This window comes from Variovorax sp. PEI5, from assembly GCF_056679935.1.
Genome location: NZ_JBWXPH010000002.1, coordinates 51,860 through 70,525, shown reverse-complemented (window position 1 = coordinate 70,525; position 18,666 = coordinate 51,860). Strand labels below are relative to the sequence as shown.

The following is an 18,666-nucleotide window of genomic DNA, read 5'->3' as shown; positions in this document are numbered from 1 at the left end:
GCGTGGCGACGCGGGCGAGGCGCCCCGTGGACAATCGCCCGCATGCTGCCGGACATCGATTCCCTCGCCCTCTTCGTCCGCGCCGCGGAAATGCGCAACCTCACGCGGGCCGCCGAGGCCAGCCTGATCACCGTGCCCGCCGCCAGTCGGCGCCTCGCGCTGCTGGAGCACCAGTTCAAGGCCCAGCTGTTCGAGCGCCATTCGCGCGGCCTCGACCTGACGCCGGCCGGCGAGCGCCTGCTGCGGCTGGCGCGCGACGTCATGGCCAGCGTCCACCACCTGCGCGCCGAGATGGGCAACTACGCCCGGGGCCACCAGGCCGTGCTGCGCGTCCATGGCAACACCTCGGCCATGACGCAGTTCCTGCCAGGCGACATCGCCACCTTCCAGAACGGCCACGACGACGTGCGCATCGTGCTGGAGGAATGCTGGAGCGAGGACGCGGTGCGCCGCGTGCGCAGCGGCGAGATCGACCTGGGCGTGTGCGTCGACGGCCCGGACCTCGGCGGACTGTGGGTGCGGCCCTATCGCAGCGACCAGCTCGCCGCCATCGTGCGCGAGGACGATCCCGCCCAGGCGGACGCGCTCACCTTCGACGACCTGCTGGAGCGCGACCTGGTCGGCCTCGAAGGCAGCAGCACGCTGACCCGCCTGCTGGAGGCGCAGGCGGCAGCGCTGATGCGGCCGATGGCGCTGCGCGTGCAGGTGCGCAGCTTCGAGGCGGTGTGCCGCGCCGTCGAGGCCCGGCTCGGCGTCGGGGTGCTGCCGCTGCATGCGGCGCGCAGCTTCGCCACGGCGATGAAGCTGCGCGTGGTGCCGCTGGCCGAGCCCTGGGCCGAACGGCGCATGTGGCTGTGCCTGCGCGCCGAGCCGGCCGAGGCGTCACCCCTGCATGCGCTGGTGACGCACCTGACGGGTTGCGTCGGCGCGGCGCCGGCGGCGCCCGACTGATCCACCGGCGCGGTCGCCGCGCCATCGCCACCGATCCTCGATCTGGACCCGGACCCCGACCGCGCGCCGTGCCGCCACCGGCGTGGCGCCCATCAGCCGCGCCGCGCCGCGGGCGCGCCGCCCGGCCGCGCGGAACGCTTGATCGCCTCGAGGGTGCGCCGGGAGAAGTCGGCCGCGCCGTGGGCGGCCTCCCGCGCGGCCCGCTCGGCCCGATCCAGCGCCTCCCGGGTCGCCTCGGCCGCCCGCTCCGCCTCCTCCCGGCCGTCCTGCAGCGCGCGGCGCGCCGACTCGTCCGCGCGCGTCAGCGCGTCCCGGGTCGCGGCCGTCACGCGGGCGCTGCGGGCCTGCGCCTGCCGCGCGGCGTCGCGGGTCTCGTCGAACGCCCGCGCGGTGGCCAGGGCGGTCTTCTCCTCCAGCCGGGTGGCGGCATCGGCGGCCTTGCGCGCGGCATGCCGGACCGCCTCGGCCATGGCCGTCGACCAGCGGCCGGTGACCAGCCGGCCGCGATGCGCCGCATCGGCCGCGGCGCTGGCGGCCTCGCGGGCGGCCGTCTCGGCGTCGCGCGCCGCGCGCTCGGCCTCCTGCCGCAGCCCGGATGCCGCCGCCGGGGGCGGATCGGACGCGGCGGCGACGGAGGCGGCGCCCATGGCACCGGCGACGCCGGCGGCGATGCCGAACGCGAGCACCAGCCGCGCCCGTGCGCGGCGCCCGGAGCCGGGATCGAAGCCCGGGCTCATGGCTGCTCCGGCCGTGGGTCGTCGATGCGGTCCGGGCCGGACGAGGCGGTGTTCATGGGTCTTGCTCCAGCGAGGCTGTCGAGGGAAGACCACTGTAGGCGGGCGGGTCCGGGACCCCATTGCGCCGCATCAAGGCATCGCCGGTCCGATGCCTCCACCCCTCGGGCGCCCAGGCCGGGCGCTGCGCGTGATCGGACTCGACGACGATCACGTAGCGGCCCGCGCCATCCGCGGGCTCCTGATCACGCGGCAGCACCCACGGCCGCTCGCCCTCCCCGGCCGCTTCGAGATAGTCGGCGTCGAGCAGGCCGAAGTGGTCGAGCAGGCGGTTCAGGCTGGCCGGGATGCGGATGCAGCCCTTGGAGCGCGCGCTGCCCAGCAGGGGCTCCAGCCGGTCCGCATCGGTGGCGTGCATCTGCAGTCGCATGACGCTGTCGCCACCCGGGCCCCAGAGCCGCCGGGCCCGCTGCCACCCCAGGTCGAAGACGCGCAGGCCCTTGTCGCCATAGCCACGGATGCCATTGCCGTTGCGCGTGCCCTCGGCGCGGAAATCCGGGTTGTCCAGGGTCGATTCGAAGACTCCCAGGGGCGTCTCGAAATGATCGAAGGCGGTGCTGCCGCCCGTCGATGCCGATGCCGCGCCGACGAGCAGGGGCGTCGCGGCCGCATCGATCCAGTAGACCAGCACCGCCTGCACGCGTGGATTGCGATCGACCACCACCACGTATTGCGCTGCGGAGGCGATGCCCGCGCGCGCCAGGGCCTCGAGGGCCGACTGGCCATACCAGGCGACCGCGTCGGGCGGCGGTCGCAAGGCGTGGTCGAGCCGGTCGCGGAACGCCGCGACGACATCGGCCGGCGCGGGCCCGGCCCGGGCGATGGCGCCCGGGGCCGGCGGGAGGGCCAGCGCGAGGATCGCCGCGACCAGGATCACGGCCTTCGGGAACAGGATGGGTTTCATGGGTGCGGGCAGTCTGCGCCGCTGCCGCGCCCAGGCCTTGATCGACGTCAACCAGGGCCGATTCCGAGCGGCAGGACGACGCGCCGCACGCCCGGCTCGCTCGCCGCCGCGACGTCGTCGACGAAGCCCAGATCGGCGACCAGGGCCAGCATGCGGTGGTTGTCGCGCAGCACCACGCCGACCAGGCGCCTGAAGCCGCGTTCGCGCGCATGGTCGATCAGGCGTTCCAGCAGCAGCCGTCCGAGTCCCCGGCCCTTGAGGTCGGAGCGCACCAGCACGGCGAATTCGGCCTCGACGCCATCGGGGTCGCCGCCCAGGCGCGCCACGCCCAGCGTCTGGCCCTCGCCCCGCTCGTCGCGGTCCTCGGCGATGAATGCCATCTCGCGGTCGTAGTCGATCTGCGTCAGGCGCGCGAGCTCGGTGTGCGAGAGCTCGCCGCGGGTGTGGAAGACGCGCATGCGCAGGTCCTCGGGCGTCGACGCGGCCAGGAAGCGGCGGTGCTGCGCCTCGTCCTCCGGGCGGATGGGCCGCACGACGAGGGTCCGGCCCTGCCAGTCCCGCGTGCCGACGCACCCGGACGGATACGGCAGGATCGCGAAGCGCCCGGCCCCGCCGACCGCTTCGCGCGCGAACCGCGCGCGGGCGTCGAGCGCGACCACCCCCTGCGCATCGACCCACAGCGGATTGATGTCGAGTTCGGCCAGCCGGGGCAGGTCCGCGAGCATCCGCGACACCGCGACCAGCACGTCGCAGAGCGCATCGAGCCGCGCCGGCGGATGGTCGCGGAAGCCGGCGAGCAGGCGGGCGACGCGGGTGCGCGCGACCAGCTCCCGCGCCAGGGCGCGGTTGAGCGGCGGCAGCGCGATGGCCGTGTCGGCGATCACCTCGACGGCGGTGCCGCCCTGGCCGAACAGGACCACGGGACCGAACACGGCATCGATGCGGGCGCCGACGATGACCTCCTGCGCCTGGGGCCGGTGCGCCATCCGCTCGACGCTGAAGCCGTCGATGCGCGCGGCGGGCAGGCGATCGCGCAGCGTGGCCAGCATCTCGGCGGCCGCCCAGCGCAATGCCGGCTCGTCCGGCAGGCCCAGGCGCACGCCGCCGACCTCGGACTTGTGGAGGATGTCGGGCGAGCGGATCTTCAGCGCCACCGGATAGCCCAGCGCCAGCGCCGCCCCGGCCGCCGCCTCGGCCGTCGCGGCCACCGCTTCGCCCGGCATGGTCTCGATGCCATAGGCGCCCAGCAGCGCTCTCGCGGTCGGCGCGTCCAGCCATTCGCGCCCGTCGGCCAGCGCCTGGTCCAGCAAGCGCGCGACCGCACCGGCGTCGGGCGCCACGGTGGCGCCGGCCTCGGGCGTCTGCAGCAGCAGCGCCTGGTTGCGCCGGTAGGTCCGCAGCATCGCGAAGGCGTGCACGGCCTCCTCCGGCGTCGCGTGGTCGGCCACGCGGGCCTCCCGGAACAGGCGCCGCGCCGACGCCACGCCATCGCCGCCGAGCCAGACGCCCATCACCCGCGACTCGTGCCCGCGCAGCGCGGGCAGGCAGGCGCGCGCGATGTCCTCGCCGCGCACGATCGCGGTCGGCGCGTGCATGAAGAGCACCGCGCCGGCCGTCCGGTCGGCCAGCAGCGCCGCCAGCGTCTCCACGTAGCGCGCGACCGGCGCGTCGCCGATGATGTCGATCGGATTGGCGTGCGACCACGTGGCCGGCAGCAGGCCGTCGAGCCGCGCCGCCAGCGCGGCATCCAGCGGCGCCAGCGGGACGTCCTCGCGCGCGGCGGCGTCGGCGGCCAGCACGGCGGCGCCACCGCCGTTGGTCATGATCGACAGCGCCTCGTCGCGGTTGCCGGCGAAGCGCGAGAGCATCTGCACGGCCACGAACAGGTCCTGCAGCGAGTCCACGCGCAGCATGCCGGCGCGCCGGATCGCGGCGTCGTAGACCGCGTCGGACCCCGCCAGGGCGCCGGTGTGGGAGGCGGCGGCCTGCATGCCGCGCGGGGAACGGCCGGCCTTCACGACGATGACCGGCTTGTTGCGCGCCGCCGCGCGCGCGGCCGACATGAACTTGCGCGGCGACTCGATCGACTCGACGTAGAGCAGGATCGAGCGCGTGCGCGCGTCGTTGGCCAGGTGGTCGAGCAGGTCGCCGAAGTCGACGTCGCAATGGTCGCCCAGCGAGACGAGGTGCGAGAGTCCCAGCCCGCGACTGCGCGTCCAGTCCAGCATCGCCGTGACCAGCGCCCCGGACTGCGAGACGAAGGCGACATCGCCCGCCAGGGCGTCGGTGGGGGCGAAGCTGGCGTTCAGGCCCAGGTGCGGACTGAGCAGGCCCAGGCAGTTGGGCCCGAGCAGGCGCAGCGTGTGGGGCCGCGCGGCCGCCAGGGCGGCCTCCTTCCCGGCCGCCGTCAGCCCCGCCGTGAGCACCACGACCGCGCGGGTGCCGAAGGCGCCGAGCTCGGCCACCAGCGCCGGGATGGTCGCCGCCGGCGTGCACAGCAATGCCAGGTCGGGCACCGCCGGCAGCGCGCTCGTGCGCTCGAAGATCGGCACGCCCTCGATGGCGCGATGCTTCGGGTTGACGCCATAGACCGGGCCGGCGAAGGTGCCCGCCCTCAGGTTGCGCCAGACCGTCGCGCCGACGCTGCCGGGCCGACCGGAAGCGCCATAGACGGCGACGGAGGCCGGCGACAGCAGGCGGTCGAGATGGCGGATGCTCATGCGAGGACCTCCCCGGAGTGGTGCCCGATGGTGCCGCGACGCAGCGGTGCCCGGCGCTCGCGGACGCCCGCCACCCGCGCGGCACTTGCGACGGATCAAGCGCCGGCGTCGGAATGCTCCGTATCGTGGCAGTCCGAGGCCGCCCGGCCGACCGCAGCTCCCTGGACACCATGCCCATGCCCTCCGATCCGGACCCGACCCTGGTCGACGCGCTGCGCCGACTGCTCGAACGACGCACCGGCCAGCCGGTCGAGCGGGTCGAGACCCACATCTCCTGGGTCCTGCTGACCGCCACCGAGGCCTACAAGCTGAAGAAGCCCTTGCGCCTGCCCTTCCTGGATTTCGGCAGCGTCGAGGCGCGGCGGCGCTGCTGCGAGGAGGAATTGCGCATCAACCGGCGTTTCGCGCCGATGCTCTATCTCGACGTCGTGCCGGTGCGCGGCACGCCGGCGGCGCCGACGCTCGATGGCGGCGGAACGCCGATCGACCACCTGGTGCGGATGCGGCGCTTTCCCGAGGCGGCGCTGCTGCGCGAACTCGTGACCACGCGCCACGTGCGCCCCGAATGGCTCGACACGCTGGCCGCGAGGCTGGCGGCGCTGCACGCGCAGGCGCCCCGCGCGGCGCCGGATTCGCCCTTCGGCGGACCGGAGCGGACGCTGCGGGCGGCGACGGACGTGCTGGACCGGCTGGAGCAGCTGGAGCAGCTGGAGCATCAGCGGCGCCCGGGACCGGTCACCGGCGACGGCCGCCTCGCCACCCTGCGCGCCTGGGTCCGGGCCCAGGCCACGGCGCTGCGCCCGGTCTGGCTGGCGCGCCGCGTCGAAGGCGCGATCCGCGCCTGCCATGGCGACCTGCACCTGGCCAACATCGTGTGGCTCGACGGGATGCTCACGCCATTCGACGCCATCGAGTTCGATCCGGCCCTGCGCTGGATCGACATCGTCGCCGACCTCGCCTTCCTGACCATGGACCTGAAGGCGCATGGACGCGCCGATCTCGCCGCTCGCGTGCTCGATGCCTGGCTGCAATCCAGCGGCGACTATGCCGGGCTGGGCGTGCTCGGCTTCCACGAGGTGCAGCGGGCCCTGGTGCGGGCCATGGCGACGGCCCTGCCGGGCGCCGATGCCCGCCCCGGTCCCGACTACCTGGACTGCGCGACGCGGCTCGCGCATCCCGCCGCGCGGCGCGCCCGGCTGCTGATCACGCATGGCTTCTCCGGCTCGGGCAAGTCGAGCCTGGCGCTGCAGCTGGTCGGCGTCACCGGCGCGGTGCGGATCCGCTCCGATGTCGAGCGCAAGCGCCTGTTCGGGCTCGATGCGCTGGCGCGCTCGGCCGGCAGCGGCCTCGACCTCTATGGCGCCGACGCCACGCGCCGCACCTTCGAGCGCCTGGCCCGGCATGCGCATGCCGCATTGCGCGCGGGCCTTCCCGTGATCGTCGATGCGGCATTCCTGCGCCGCGCCGAACGCCGCGACTTCGCGGCGCTGGCCGCGCGGCTGGGCGTGCCCTTCGCCATCCTGGACTGCCGGGCCTCGCGCGCCACGCTGGAGCATCGCGTGGACGCGCGCGACCGGACGCGCGGCGATGCCTCCGAGGCCGATGTCGCGGTGCTGGCGCGGCAGATCGCCCATGCCGAGCCGCTCGGCGCCGACGAGCTCGACGCGACCATCGACATCGCGACCGACGCGGCGGTGGATGTCGCGGCGCTCGCCGCGCGCTGGTCGGCGCGCCCTTGACGCAGCGCAAGGCGCGCGCGGTCGGCCGCTCCTAGAGTCGAGGCCGCCGGCGCGCGCTCCGATATCGGAAACCGTCACCGCGCCACCCTGTCCCCCACCCTCCCTCTCCCAAGGAATCCCCATGAAGACCGACACGCAACTGCGCGACGACGTCCAGGCCGAAATCCACTGGACGCCCGAGATCACCGCCGCCGACATCGGGGTGAGCGCCAAGGATGGCGTGGTCACGCTCACCGGCCACCTCGCCAGCCATGCCGAGAAACTCGCCGCCGAGAACGCCGCGCGGCGCGTGCATGGCGTCAAGGCCCTGGCCGTGGAGATGACGGTGCGCCTGCCCTTCGACCACCAGCGCACCGATGCCGACATCGGCCTGGCCGCCGAGCGCGCCCTGGCCTGGAACGCGCTCGTGCCCGACGACCGGGTCCAGGCGACGATCGAGGGCGGCTGGCTCAGCCTCACCGGCGAGGTCGAGTGGGACTACCAGCGCAGGGCCGCCGAGCACGCCGTGCGCGACCTGATGGGCGTGACGGGCGTGACCAACCTGATCGAGGTCACGCCGCGACTGAGTCCGGCCGATGTCGAGCGCAAGATCCAGGCGGCGCTCGCGCGCCAGGCCGACCGGGAGGCGCGCCGGCTGTCGGTCACGGTCGAGGGCGCGCGCGTGACGCTGCGCGGCCAGGTCCATTCCTGGGCCGAGCGCGACGCGGCGCAGGGCGCCGCCTGGTCCACGCCCGGGGTCTCGACGGTGATCGACGAGCTGGTCGTGGTCTCCTGAGGAAGCGGCGCGACGCGGCGAGGCCCGGCCCGCGCCGCGCTCAGTGCGACATCAGCACGGGCAGCGTCATGGTCTCCAGCACGGTCCGGGTCGCGCCGCCCAGCAGCCACTCGCGGGCCCGGCTGTGGCCATAGCATCCCATCACCAGCAGATCGGCTTCCACGTCGGCGGCCAGCGACAGCAGCCGCTCGCCCATGTCGGATGCGTCGGGGGCGTCGCTGGCGCGCAGGGCCGGCGTCACGCCATGGGCCCGCAGGTACTGCGCCAGTCGCGCCAGCGCATCGGCCGCGCCGGGGCCGTGGCAGACCGCATCGACGCGCGCGGCCCCCCGCAGCCAGGGCAGCGCCGCCGAGACCGCGCGCGCCGCCTCCCGCGTCTCCTTCCAGCCGATCAGGATGCGGCGCCCCAGGTTGGCCTGCGCGCCGATGAAGGGCAGCACCAGCGCCGGCCGCCCGCTGCCCACCAGCAGCGAGGGCAGGAAGGTCGGCGGCAATTCGTCGGCCGAGGCATCCGCGTCGTCGCGCTGGCCCACGATCAGCAGGTCGGCATAGCAGGCCCGCCTGGCGAAGTCGAAGGGCTCGTTGCCCGATGCCTCCTCCCACAGCAGGCGTTCCGAGCCGGCCCGGCCCTCGACGAAGGCCGCGCGCGCCTGGGCATGGCAGCGCCGGTCGATGTCGGCGAAGGCATCGATCGCTTCCGCCGACAGGGCGTCCAGCCCATGGGGATAACGCAGGATCGCCGAGACGGCGCAATGCATGCCCGTTCCCTGGGCATCGAAGGCCTCGGCGATCCGGCGGGCCGTCCGCACGCGCTCGACCGCGTGGCGGGAACTGTCGACATGGACGAGGATGCTGCGCGGCGTGGTCATGGCGGTCTCCTGCGGATGCGGGCCCGGATCGGGCCGACGCCGGAGGGCGTCGGACGCATGGCGCCATCATCCCGGCGCCGGCGGCGCGACGCCTTGACGCCGATCAAGCGCCCGGCCGGACGCCTCAGTGCGACATCAGCACCGGCAGGTGCAGGTGCGCCATCATGGCGTGCGTGACGCCGCCGAGCAGCAGCTCGCGCAGGCGGCTGTGTCCGTGGCAGCCCATCACCAGCAGATCGGCGCCGGAGGCGGCGGCATTCGAGCGCAGCGCGCCCGCGAAGTCGATCGAGCTGGCTTGCCGATGGGCTTCGGCCACGATGCCGTGGCGCGCCAGCCAGGCCAGCACGGGACCGATCTGGAGCGTCTCATCGTCGATCGGCTCGTCGACGTGCATCGACATCAGCCACAGGCGCGAGGTGCGATCCACGAGCTGCAGGACGTCGCGCAGCGCCATGGCCGCCTCGCGCGAGCCGTCCCATGCCACCAGCACGCGCTGGCCGGCATCGGCGAACCGGCCGGTGCTCGGCACCACCAGCACCGGCCGGCCGGCGCCCAGGGCGACATCCTGCGGCAGGGTCCGCACGCCCACGCCCAAGGTCGGGTCGCGCTCGGTGGCATGCTGGCCGACCTGCCCCACCACCACCAGATCGCTCGCGCGGGCATGCCGCACCAGCGCGTCGACCGCCGTGCCATCGACCTTGCGCACCTCGTGCGAGAGGGGCCCGGCCTGGCGCACGCGGTCCTCGAAGACCTGCGCGATGGCTTCCGAGCGCACCCGCAGGAAATGCGCCGACCCGGCGATGAAGTCGTCGCCGCCCGGCGCGAGCAGGGCCGCCGGGATGGTGCCGTCGTGCAGGCCCGAGGGCAGCAGGCCGACGAGGCGGGCATCGTGGCGCCGCGCGAGCGCGGCGGCCAGATCGACGCGCCCCGCGCAGGGCGTGCCATGGTCGAGATGGACGAGGATGGTTCGCAACGACATGCCACGGCTCCGGTGAGGCGACATGGCGATGCTCGCGCGGGTCGCGCGGCCCGGAGTTGAGGCCGATCAAGGCGCGCTGTCGTCCGGGCGCGAAGAATGGCCGACCAGCGCATCGAAGCTGCAAGGACCCACGCCATGCCCATGATGAAAGCCGCCATCTTCGTCGAGCCGGGACGCATCGTGCTCGACGAGAAGCCGATCCCGGACATCGGTCCGCTCGACGCGCTGATGCGCGTGACCACCACCACCCTCTGCGGCACCGACGTGCACATCCTGCGGGGCGAGTACCCGGTCGCCCGCGGCCTCACGATCGGCCACGAGCCCGTCGGCGTGATCGAGCGCCTGGGCAGCGGGGTGACGGGACTGCGCGAAGGCCAGCGCGTCATCGCCGGCGCGATCACGCCCAGCGGCTGGAGTCACGCCTGCCTGTGCGGGCAGGGCTCGCAGGATGGCGCCGGCACCGCGCATGGCTGGAAGGCGATGGGTGGCTGGAAGTTCGGCAACACCATCGACGGCTGCCAGGCCGAATACCTGCGCGTGCCCGATGCCATGGCCAACCTGGCGCCGGTGCCCGACGAGCTCGGCGACGAGGAGGTGCTGATGTGCCCGGACATCATGTCCACCGGCTTCGGTGGCGCGGAGAACGCCGGCATCCGCATCGGCGACACGGTGGCGGTCTTCGCCCAGGGTCCGATCGGCCTGTGCGCGAGCGCGGGCGCCCGCCTCAGCGGCGCCAGCCTGGTGATCGGCGTCGATCGCCTGTCCGGGCGCCTGGACGTCGCGCGGCGCATGGGCGTCGACCAGGTGATCGACGCCAGCCGCGTGGACGCCGTCGAGGCGATCATGCGGCTCACCGACGGCCGCGGCGTCGACGTGGCGATCGAGGCGCTGGGCACCCAGGCGACCTTCGAGGCCTGCCTGCGCGTGCTGCGCCCGGGCGGCACGCTCTCGAGCCTGGGCGTCTATTCGTCGGACCTGCGGATCCCGCTGGGCGCCTTCGCCGCCGGGCTGGGCGACCACCGCATCGTCACCACGCTGTGCCCCGGCGGCAAGGAACGCATGCGCCGCCTGATGGCGATGGTGGCGGCGCGGCGGGTCGACTTCGGCGCCATGGTCACGCACCGTTTCCGGCTCGACGACATCGAGGCCGCCTACGAGCTGTTCGCCCACCAGCGCGATGGCGTCATCAAGGTCGCCATCACGCCCTGACGACAGCGCTATTGCAGCACCAGCGATGCCGGGCCCAGGCAGCGCTGCACGAACGCCGACAGCGCCGCGACATCGGGGATGAGCAGGTCGCGCCGGCCCCGGGTGGCGAAGGCGATGACGCCTTCACGGGCCAGCCGCGACAGTGCCCGGCTCACGCTCTCCAGCGTCAGGCCGAGGTAGTTGCCGATCTCCGCGCGCGTCAGGCGCAGCGTGATGGCATCGGTGCGCAGGCCGCGCTCGGCCAGCGACTGCGCCCAGTGGTGCAGGAAGTCGGCCACGCGGGCATCGGCCGACAGGGTGCAGACGGACATCAGCGAGTGGCGCTCGTGCGCGATCTCGCGGCTCATGGCCGCGTGCAGGGCCTGCAGCAGCGCCGGATGGGCGCCGGCGGCGGCCATCAGCGCGGCATAGGACACCGACCACACCTCGCTGGTGTCGAGCGCCACGGCATCGCAGGAGTGGCGACCGGTGGCGATGCCGTCCAGGCCGAGCCAGTCGCCACGGAACTTGAGGCTCACCATCTGTTCGCGCCCGTCGACCGACAGGTTGACGATCTTCAGGAAGCCCGAGCCGAGGATGTGCAGCCGCTCGAAGACATCGCCGGCGCGGTAGATCACCTCGCCGCCGCGCACCACGCGGCGCTGGCATTGCAGGCGATCGCACAGCAGGCGCAGCGTGGCGATGGTGGGCGGACCCACGGCGTCGGGGCCGGCGGGGGTCCAGGGCGCGGCCGGCCGCAGGATGGGGTTGGCGGTGGCGGCGGTGGCGGGGAACGCGGAGGTCGGGGTGAGCATGGGGAACTCCTGGAAGGTCGTCGGAAGGTCGATGCCCCGATGCTGGGCCGCCCGCCCCTCCGCCGTGGCAATGCCGCGCCGCCATGGGTAACGCCGTGTGAACGCCGTGTGTCCGGTGTATCCGTCCGCATGCCTTGATCCACCGCAACGACCCGGACCGGGAAACGGCCGACGATCGGGACCTCGTCCACTCCCCGGGGGAAACACCATGGCGTTCCTGTCGAACAACGTCGGCTTCGTCGACCGGCTGCTGCGCGTTGGCGTCGGCCTGCTGCTGATCACCCTGGCGGCGACGCGCGAGATCGGCGCGTGGGGCTACATCGGTCTCGTTCCGCTGCTCACGGGCGCCTTCGGGACCTGCCCGCTCTATGCGTGGTGGGGCATCGATACCCGCCGCATCCTGCGGGACTAGCCCCGGTGCCGGCCGCCCCGCTGCCCGAGGGCCTGGATGCCGCCGAGGCGGCGCGACGCCTGCGCCGCGATGGCCCGAACGTGCTGCCGGCGGCGCCCGGCGGCTCGCTGGCGCGCCTCGTCGCTCGCGTGCTGACGCAACCGATGTTCCTGCTCCTGATCGCGACGGCGGCGCTCTACGCGCTGCTCGGCAGCGCGACCGATGCGGCCCTGCTGGGGGTCTCGGTGCTGCTCGTGGGCGGCCTCACGGTGTTCCAGGAACGGCGCACGGAACGCGTGCTGGAGGCACTGAAGGACCTGTCGAGTCCGCGCTGCACGGTCGTGCGGGAGGGCCGGATGCTGAGCATCGCCAGTCGCGACGTGGTGCGTGGGGATCGCCTGATCGTCAACGAGGGCGATCGCCTGTCGGTCGACGCGCGCCTGCTGGAAGCGGCCGGATTGCGCGTCGACGAATCGCAGCGCACCGGCGAACCGGTGCCGCTGGACAAGTCCCCCGGGGGGGCCGGCGACAGCGGCTGGCTCTTCGCCGGCAGCCTGGTCGTGCAGGGCGAGGGCACGGCCGAGGTCGCGCGCACCGGCGCCCACACCCTGCTGGGAGCGATCCACGGCTCGATCGCCCTGCTGACGCCACGCGACAGCCGGCTGCAGCGGGAACTGCGGCGCCTGGTGGTCGGGGTGGCCTGGCTGGCGGCCTTCACCTGCCTGGCCGCGGCGGCCGTCTTCGCGCAGCGCGATGGCTCGTGGACGCAGGGTCTGCTGGTCGGCCTGACCCTGGCGATGTCGCTGATCCCGGAGGAATTCGCCGTCGTCTGGAGCGTGATGCTGGCGATCGGGGCCTGGCGCCTGGCGCGCCTGAACGTGCTGACGCGCCAGCCCCAGGCGATCGAGGCCCTGGGCACCACCACGGTCCTGTGCGTCGACAAGACCGGCACCTTGACGCACAACCGCATGACGCTCGTCGCGCTGCACGATGGCGACCAGAGCATCGAGCCGGGCGGCGGGATCCAGGCGCCGGGCCTGCGCCGGCTGCTGGCCGGCGCCCGCCGCGCGAGCGGACCGGAGGGCATCGAACCCATGGACCAGGCGGTGCGCGCCGCCGCCCGGGCGGCCGGACTGGAGGCGGACGAGTCCGGCTGGACGCCCGGACCGCACCGGGGCATCCGCGCCGGCTCGCCCATGGTGATCCACTGGTGGAACGCGCCGCGGGGCGCGTCCCGTCACGTGGTCGTCAAGGGCGCCCCCGAAGCCGTGCTCGCCTGCTGCGACGCCGACGCGGACACGCTGCGCGGACTGCGCGAGACCGCCGACCGGTGGAGCGCCCAGGGGCTGCGGGTGCTGGCCGTGGCCGAGGGTTGCGCCGCCGGCCCCGGCCCCGGCGCCGATGCCGCGCTGCCCCCGGCGCCGCGCCTCGAACCACTCGGCCTGCTCGGCTTCGCCGATCCGCTGCGCGCGGAGGTGCCCGCCGCCATCGAGGAATGCCACGCCGCCGGCGTGCGCGTGATCATGATCACCGGCGACGGCGCGCTGACGGCGCGGTCGATCGCCCGCGACGCCGGCCTGGTCGACGACACGGCGGCCCGGGTGCTGACCGGCGCCGAGCTGGATGCGCTGGACGACATCGCGCTCGGCCGCTGCCTGCGCGAGGTGAGCGTGTTCGCGCGGATCGATCCGGCGCAGAAGCTGCGGATCGTGCAGCTGCTGCAGCAGCAGGGCGACGTCGTCGCGATGACCGGCGATGGCGTGAACGACGCGCCCGCGCTGAAGGCCGCCGACATCGGCGTCGCCATGGGGCGGCGCGGCACCGACGTCGCGCGGGAAGCCGCCTCCCTGGTCCTGCTGGACGACAACTTCGCCTCCCTGGTCGAAGCCGTGCGCGCCGGCCGGCGCATCTTCCTCAACCTGCGCAAGGCCCTGGGCTATCTGTTCGCGGTGCATGTCCCCATCGTCGGCGTGGCCCTGATGCCGGTGGTCCTGGGCGGGCCGGTCCTGCTGCTGCCGCTGCACGTGGTGCTGCTCGAGCTGCTGATCGACCCGGCCTGCTCGCTGGTCTTCGAAGCCGAGGCGGCGCCCGAGGACGGCATGCGGGTGCCGCCCCGGCCCCGCGACGAGCGGCTGTTTCCACTCGCCACGGCCATCCGCGCGCTGGCCCTGGGCCTGCTGGCCTTCGCCGGGGTGGCCGCGGTCCAGGGGGCCCTGCGCCTGTGGAGCGACGCCAGCGTCGAGGAGCTGCGCCGCGCCAGCCTGGGATCGATCGTGCTGGGCAACCTGCTGCTGCTGGTGTGGTTCCGGGCGGCGGGGCTGGCCCGCCTGGCGACCAACCCGGTCTTCAATGCCCTGATCGTCGGTGTCTGCCTGATCTGGCTGGCCCTGATGCTGGCACCCGGCGCCGGCGCGCTGCTGGGCCTGCCCGCCGAGTCCTCGCCCTGGGCCTGGGCGGTGCTGGCGCCGGCGCTCTGGGCCGCCTGGCAGCTCGCCCACCGCCATGGCCCCGGCGCCACGGCGCCACGGATTCACTGAGGAGGCCGCAGGCCCGCCGGGACGGTGAAACGTTCCGCCTCGGCCCGGGCGGCCTCGGGCGCCCGCACGAGCAGCACCGGGACCGGGGAGTGGCGCAGGATGTGCTCGGCGCTGCTGCCCATGACCCAGCGGCCCAGGCCGCGGCGTCCATGCGTGCCGAGCACGATCAGCTCGGCGTCCGATGCCACGGCCTCGGCGATCACCTGCTCGTGCACCGACCTGCGGAAGCTGTCGAGCAGCACGCAGTCGGCCGGCACGCCGGCGTCGGCCGCCTGGTCCCTGGCCTCGGCCAGCAGCCGCTCGCCCGTGCCGCGCAGTTCGCCGAGCCAGTCGCCCGAAGGGCCGGCGTATGCGTCCATGGCGAGCGCGCAGGAGAGTTCGTCGATGACGTGGACCAGCCGCAGGCGCGCGCCGATCAGTCCGGCCAGCCGGATGGCTTCGCGCAGCCCCCGGCGCGAGGTCGAACTGCCGTCGACCGGAACGAGGATCCTGCTGTACATGATGTGCTCCCTGACGTGGATGGAAAGGGTCCAGTCTGCGCAGCCGGGCGGCCCCGCGCCCTGATGCCGATCAAACTCCCGGCCCGGCGGAACGCGGTGGCTTGACATGGAGCAAGCTCGCGCGGCGCCGGATGCGCGACCCTCCGAAGATGCAGATGCCCGCCACCTCCACCCACGACGCCCTCACGACCATCCGCCGGGAACATGCCGCGCTCAGGGCCGTGCTGCGCGCCCTCGTGATGCTGCTCGAACGCCATCGCCGGGAGGGCACGGCGCCCGATTTCGCGCTCCTGCGTGCGATGCTCTTCTATGTCGACGAATTCCCCGAGCAACGTCACCACCGCAGGGAGAGCGAGGTGCTGTTCCCCAAGCTGCGCGCGCGCACGCCGCTCGCGCGCGAACTGCTCGATCGGCTCGATCACGACCACGCCTGGGGCGAACGCCGGATCCGCCACGTCGAGCACGCGCTGCTGGCCTTCGACATGCTGGGCGAATCCCGCCGGCGGGCCTTCGAGATGGCGGTCGACGACTATGCCGACTTCTACCTGCGTCACATGGCGCTGGAGGAGCGCGAGATCCTGCCGCTGGCCGAGCGCGTGCTGACGCGGGACGACTGGGACGAGCTCGACGAGGCCTTCGCGCGCAACCGCGACGCCCTGGCCGGCCAAGCGTCCGATGCCGTCTACGACGGCTTGTTCGCGCGCATCGTCTGCCTGCTGCCCGGGCCTACTTGACGACCAGTACCGGCTTGCCCGACAGGGCCAGCACGCGTTGCGCCACCGAGCCCAGCAGCAGGTCGGCCATCGCGCCGCGCCCCTTGGCGCCCACGACGACGAGGTCGAAGGCGCCCTGGTCGGCGCAGCGCACGATCTCCTGCGCCACGTGGCCGATGCGCAGTTCGACGTCGTGCGCCACGCCGGCCTCGTCGAGCAGCCGGAGGGCGGCCTCGACGTCCTTCTCCCCGAGTTCGCGCAGGTAGTCGTCGACCTCCGCGCGCCCCACCAGCGAACGCGCATGGCGCAGCGCCGTGTCGTCGTGCACGCTGATGAGCGTGATGCGGTCGCGCGTGCGCAGCCGCCGGTCGAGCTGGATGGCGTATTCGACGGCCCGCAGCGCGGGTGCCGAGCCATCGGTGGCGACGAGGATTCTCATGATGTGATGCTCCGTTGGAAGAATGGCCAGCCCGTGCGGGCTGGGTCCATTCTTGGGCGCGAGCAGGTGGCGGCGGCTGATCGAGATCAAGGTTTCGACCGATCGGGTGCCTGCCGGCCCGGCGGCGGCCGCGGCGCCTCACTCGTCGGCGGCCACGCGCCAGAAGTCCTCGGCGGTCCTGCCGATCGGCTCGAGGTCGCGATACAGCCGGATCTCCAGCGGCACGTTCCAGTCGTCGTCCGCGGCACGCGCGAGGCGGCCCTGGTCCAGGTCCTCGGCCACCAGGGTCAGCGGCAGCCAGGCGACGCCACGGCCTTCCAGCGCCATGGCGCGCAGGAGCGACGCCAGATGCGCCGTGAAGGCCACCGGGCCGGCCAGGGCGTCGAGCTTCTGGCGGATCAAGGTCCGCATGATCCGGCCCAGGCCGGACTCGTCGGTGTAGAGCAGCACCGGCACCCGCGAGCCGGCGGCGCGCGCGAGCGCATGGCGCGGCCGGCCGTCGGCATCGGCCGCCGACACGGCGATCAGGAGGTCCTCGCCGATGCGGATCGACCGGTGGGGCTCGCGGTCGAGTTCGCCCGGGACCTCGGGGTGGGCATGGCTCAGCACGAACTGCACCTTGCCCTGCGCCATCAGCAATTCGCAGCGTTCCAGGACATCCGAGCGCAATTGCGTCGGCCCCAGGGTGATGCGGGTCTCGAGACTGCGGATCCAGCGCGGCCAGAAGGTCGTCGACAGCGCGTGCGTGCAGGCCATGCGCAAGGTGATGGAACTGGCTTCGGAGATCCTGCGGGCGTCCTCGGGGATGCGGGTCACGCGGAGCATCAGGTCCTGCGCGATCCCGACGAACCAGTGGCCGACCTCGGTGAGCCGGGCCGGCTGCGAGTCGCGATCGAACAGGTCGGCGCCGAGCCATTCCTCCAGGGCCCGGATGCGGCGGCTGAAGGCGGGCTGCGAACTGTGCCGCTCCTCGGCCGCGCGCGAGAAATTGCCCGTGGCGGCCAGCGCCATGAAGTCGTCGAGCCAGATCAGGTTCATGGGCGGTTCGTCCAGCGCATGGAAGTTGAGGAAATGAGCATTGGCCGGGCGGATCGATCCGGACGACCATCCGGTCCTTCCCTCGAACCGTCCTGGAGACCGCCATGAAGATCGTCGAAATCCGCGAGAAGACCCTGCCCATCAGCTCGCCCATCCGCAACGCCTACATCGACTTTAGCAAGATGACCCTGAGCCTGGTGGCCGTCATCACCGATGTGATCCGCGACGGCGAGCCGGTCGTGGGCTATGGCTTCAACTCCAATGGCCGTTATGGCCAGGGCAAGCTCATGCGCGAGCGCTTCATCCCGCGCGTCATGGAGGCCGACCCCGCCTCGCTGGTCGACGACGCCGGCACCAACCTCGATCCGCACCGGATCTGGAACGCGATGTTCACCAACGAGAAGCCCGGTGGCCATGGCGAGCGCTCGGTGGCGATCGGCACCATCGACATGGCGGTCTGGGACGCGGTCGCCAAGATCGAGGGCAAGCCGCTGTTCCAGCTGCTGGCCGACCGCTACGGCGACGGCCGGCCCGACCGCAGGATCTTCGTCTACGCCGCCGGCGGCTATTACTACCCGGGCCAGGACCACGGGAAGCTGCAGGACGAGATGCGCAGCTACATCGACCGCGGCTACACGGTGGTGAAGAAGAAGATCGGCGGCGCCTCGCTCGACGAGGACCTGCGGCGCATCGACGCGATCATGGAAGTGCTGCAGGACGGCCAGAAGCTGTGCGTCGACGCCAACGGCCGCTTCGACCTGGAGACCGCCATCGCCTACGCCAAGGCGCTGTCGCAGTACGACCTGTTCTGGTACGAGGAACCGGGCGACCCGCTGGACTTCGAGCTGCAGGCGGCGCTGCGCAATTTCTACAAGAACCCCATGGCCACGGGCGAGGACCTGTTCTCCATGCAGGACGCGCGCAACCTGATCCGCTATGGCGGCATGCGCCCGGACCGCGACTGGCTGCAGTTCGACTGCGCGCTCAGCTATGGCCTGGTCGAGTACCTGCGCACGCTGGACATGTTGAAGGAGCACGGCTGGTCGGCCAGCCGCTGCATCCCGCACGGCGGCCACCAGATGTCGCTCAACATCGCCGCCGGCCTGGGGCTGGGCGGCAACGAGAGCTATCCCGACCTGTTCCAGCCCTTCGGCGGCTTCCCCGATGGCGTCAAGGTCGAGAACGGCTTCGTCACCCTGCCCGACCTGCCGGGCATCGGCTTCGAGGGCAAGGCCGACCTGTACCGCGAGATGCGGGCCCTGTCGGCCTGACATCGGTCACCGTGGCGGGGCCCACCCGAGGGGGCCATGGCATC

At 73.3% G+C, this 18,666-nt stretch carries 17 protein-coding genes; 8 read left to right on the top strand and 9 right to left on the bottom strand.

Annotated elements, in window-relative coordinates; genetic code table 11:
- The first annotated feature begins 42 nt into the window (after positions 1 to 42).
- A complete protein-coding gene (locus AC1MLT_RS16825) occupies positions 43 to 951 on the top strand; it encodes a LysR family transcriptional regulator (RefSeq protein ID WP_481035176.1) in 909 nt (302 codons plus the stop codon).
- A 92-nt stretch (positions 952 to 1,043) separates the two neighbouring features.
- Here AC1MLT_RS16825 and AC1MLT_RS16820 read toward each other — a convergent pair whose 3' ends face one another.
- The 3 genes from AC1MLT_RS16820 to AC1MLT_RS16810 are packed head-to-tail and all read right to left on the bottom strand — an operon-like array spanning position 1,044 to position 5,369.
- Positions 1,044 to 1,688 (bottom strand): hypothetical protein, encoded by a 645-nt coding sequence (locus tag AC1MLT_RS16820; RefSeq protein ID WP_481035174.1) that lies wholly within the window; start codon positions 1,686 to 1,688, stop codon positions 1,044 to 1,046.
- Between the two features lie 52 nt (positions 1,689 to 1,740).
- Complete coding sequence (locus AC1MLT_RS16815) at positions 1,741 to 2,649, bottom strand: murein L,D-transpeptidase (protein WP_481035172.1); 909 nt, start codon at positions 2,647 to 2,649, stop codon at positions 1,741 to 1,743.
- Positions 2,650 to 2,696: 47 nt separating this feature from the next.
- Positions 2,697 to 5,369, bottom strand: a complete 2,673-nt coding sequence (locus AC1MLT_RS16810) for a bifunctional acetate--CoA ligase family protein/GNAT family N-acetyltransferase (protein ID WP_481035171.1) — start codon at positions 5,367 to 5,369, stop codon at positions 2,697 to 2,699.
- Between the two features lie 170 nt (positions 5,370 to 5,539).
- On the opposite strand from AC1MLT_RS16810, the gene AC1MLT_RS16805 reads away from it, so the two are divergent.
- A complete protein-coding gene (locus AC1MLT_RS16805; protein WP_481035170.1) occupies positions 5,540 to 7,108 on the top strand; it encodes a bifunctional aminoglycoside phosphotransferase/ATP-binding protein in 1,569 nt (522 codons plus the stop codon).
- A gap of 121 nt (positions 7,109 to 7,229) precedes the next feature.
- Entirely contained in the window at positions 7,230 to 7,883 is a 654-nt protein-coding gene (locus AC1MLT_RS16800; RefSeq protein ID WP_481035168.1) for a BON domain-containing protein, read from the top strand.
- Positions 7,884 to 7,923: 40 nt separating this feature from the next.
- Here the strand turns inward: AC1MLT_RS16800 and AC1MLT_RS16795 are convergent, their stop codons facing one another.
- Together AC1MLT_RS16795 and AC1MLT_RS16790 are read right to left on the bottom strand one after the other, a co-directional pair.
- On the bottom strand, positions 7,924 to 8,751 hold the full coding sequence (locus tag AC1MLT_RS16795) for a universal stress protein (protein ID WP_481035167.1): 828 nt from the start codon (positions 8,749 to 8,751) through the stop codon (positions 7,924 to 7,926).
- Positions 8,752 to 8,875: 124 nt separating this feature from the next.
- Positions 8,876 to 9,730 (bottom strand): universal stress protein, encoded by an 855-nt coding sequence (locus AC1MLT_RS16790; RefSeq protein ID WP_481035165.1) that lies wholly within the window; start codon positions 9,728 to 9,730, stop codon positions 8,876 to 8,878.
- Positions 9,731 to 9,865: 135 nt separating this feature from the next.
- On the opposite strand from AC1MLT_RS16790, the gene AC1MLT_RS16785 reads away from it, so the two are divergent.
- On the top strand, positions 9,866 to 10,939 hold the full coding sequence (locus AC1MLT_RS16785) for a zinc-binding dehydrogenase (RefSeq protein ID WP_481035164.1): 1,074 nt from the start codon (positions 9,866 to 9,868) through the stop codon (positions 10,937 to 10,939).
- Between the two features lie 8 nt (positions 10,940 to 10,947).
- Here the strand turns inward: AC1MLT_RS16785 and AC1MLT_RS16780 are convergent, their stop codons facing one another.
- Positions 10,948 to 11,733 carry a Crp/Fnr family transcriptional regulator gene (locus AC1MLT_RS16780; protein WP_481035163.1) on the bottom strand — a complete coding sequence of 262 codons (786 nt, stop codon included), beginning with the start codon at positions 11,731 to 11,733 and terminating at the stop codon, positions 10,948 to 10,950.
- Between the two features lie 208 nt (positions 11,734 to 11,941).
- Between AC1MLT_RS16780 and AC1MLT_RS16775 the strand changes: the two genes are divergently transcribed.
- Positions 11,942 to 12,145: a YgaP family membrane protein gene (locus AC1MLT_RS16775; RefSeq protein WP_481035162.1), complete on the top strand. Its 204-nt coding sequence runs from the start codon at positions 11,942 to 11,944 to the stop codon at positions 12,143 to 12,145.
- A gap of 5 nt (positions 12,146 to 12,150) precedes the next feature.
- Positions 12,151 to 14,661 carry a cation-translocating P-type ATPase gene (locus AC1MLT_RS16770; RefSeq protein ID WP_481035161.1) on the top strand — a complete coding sequence of 837 codons (2,511 nt, stop codon included), beginning with the start codon at positions 12,151 to 12,153 and terminating at the stop codon, positions 14,659 to 14,661.
- On the opposite strand, the gene AC1MLT_RS16765 is transcribed toward AC1MLT_RS16770, so the two are convergent.
- A complete protein-coding gene (locus AC1MLT_RS16765) occupies positions 14,655 to 15,161 on the bottom strand; it encodes a universal stress protein (protein ID WP_481035159.1) in 507 nt (168 codons plus the stop codon). The genes AC1MLT_RS16770 and AC1MLT_RS16765 overlap by 7 nt on opposite strands.
- A gap of 155 nt (positions 15,162 to 15,316) precedes the next feature.
- Between AC1MLT_RS16765 and AC1MLT_RS16760 the strand changes: the two genes are divergently transcribed.
- The gene (locus tag AC1MLT_RS16760; RefSeq protein ID WP_481035158.1) at positions 15,317 to 15,895 is read left to right on the top strand and encodes a hemerythrin domain-containing protein; all 579 of its coding nucleotides are present in this window, start codon (positions 15,317 to 15,319) and stop codon (positions 15,893 to 15,895) included.
- Here AC1MLT_RS16760 and AC1MLT_RS16755 read toward each other — a convergent pair.
- Together AC1MLT_RS16755 and AC1MLT_RS16750 are read right to left on the bottom strand one after the other, a co-directional pair.
- Positions 15,888 to 16,313 carry a universal stress protein gene (locus AC1MLT_RS16755; protein WP_481035157.1) on the bottom strand — a complete coding sequence of 142 codons (426 nt, stop codon included), beginning with the start codon at positions 16,311 to 16,313 and terminating at the stop codon, positions 15,888 to 15,890. The genes AC1MLT_RS16760 and AC1MLT_RS16755 overlap by 8 nt on opposite strands.
- A gap of 138 nt (positions 16,314 to 16,451) precedes the next feature.
- Positions 16,452 to 17,351, bottom strand: coding sequence for a LysR family transcriptional regulator (locus AC1MLT_RS16750; protein ID WP_481035156.1), 900 nt, complete (start codon positions 17,349 to 17,351; stop codon positions 16,452 to 16,454).
- Positions 17,352 to 17,455: 104 nt separating this feature from the next.
- Between AC1MLT_RS16750 and AC1MLT_RS16745 the strand changes: the two genes are divergently transcribed.
- A complete protein-coding gene (locus AC1MLT_RS16745; RefSeq protein ID WP_481035155.1) occupies positions 17,456 to 18,622 on the top strand; it encodes a mandelate racemase/muconate lactonizing enzyme family protein in 1,167 nt (388 codons plus the stop codon).
- Positions 18,623 to 18,666 lie beyond the last annotated feature (44 nt).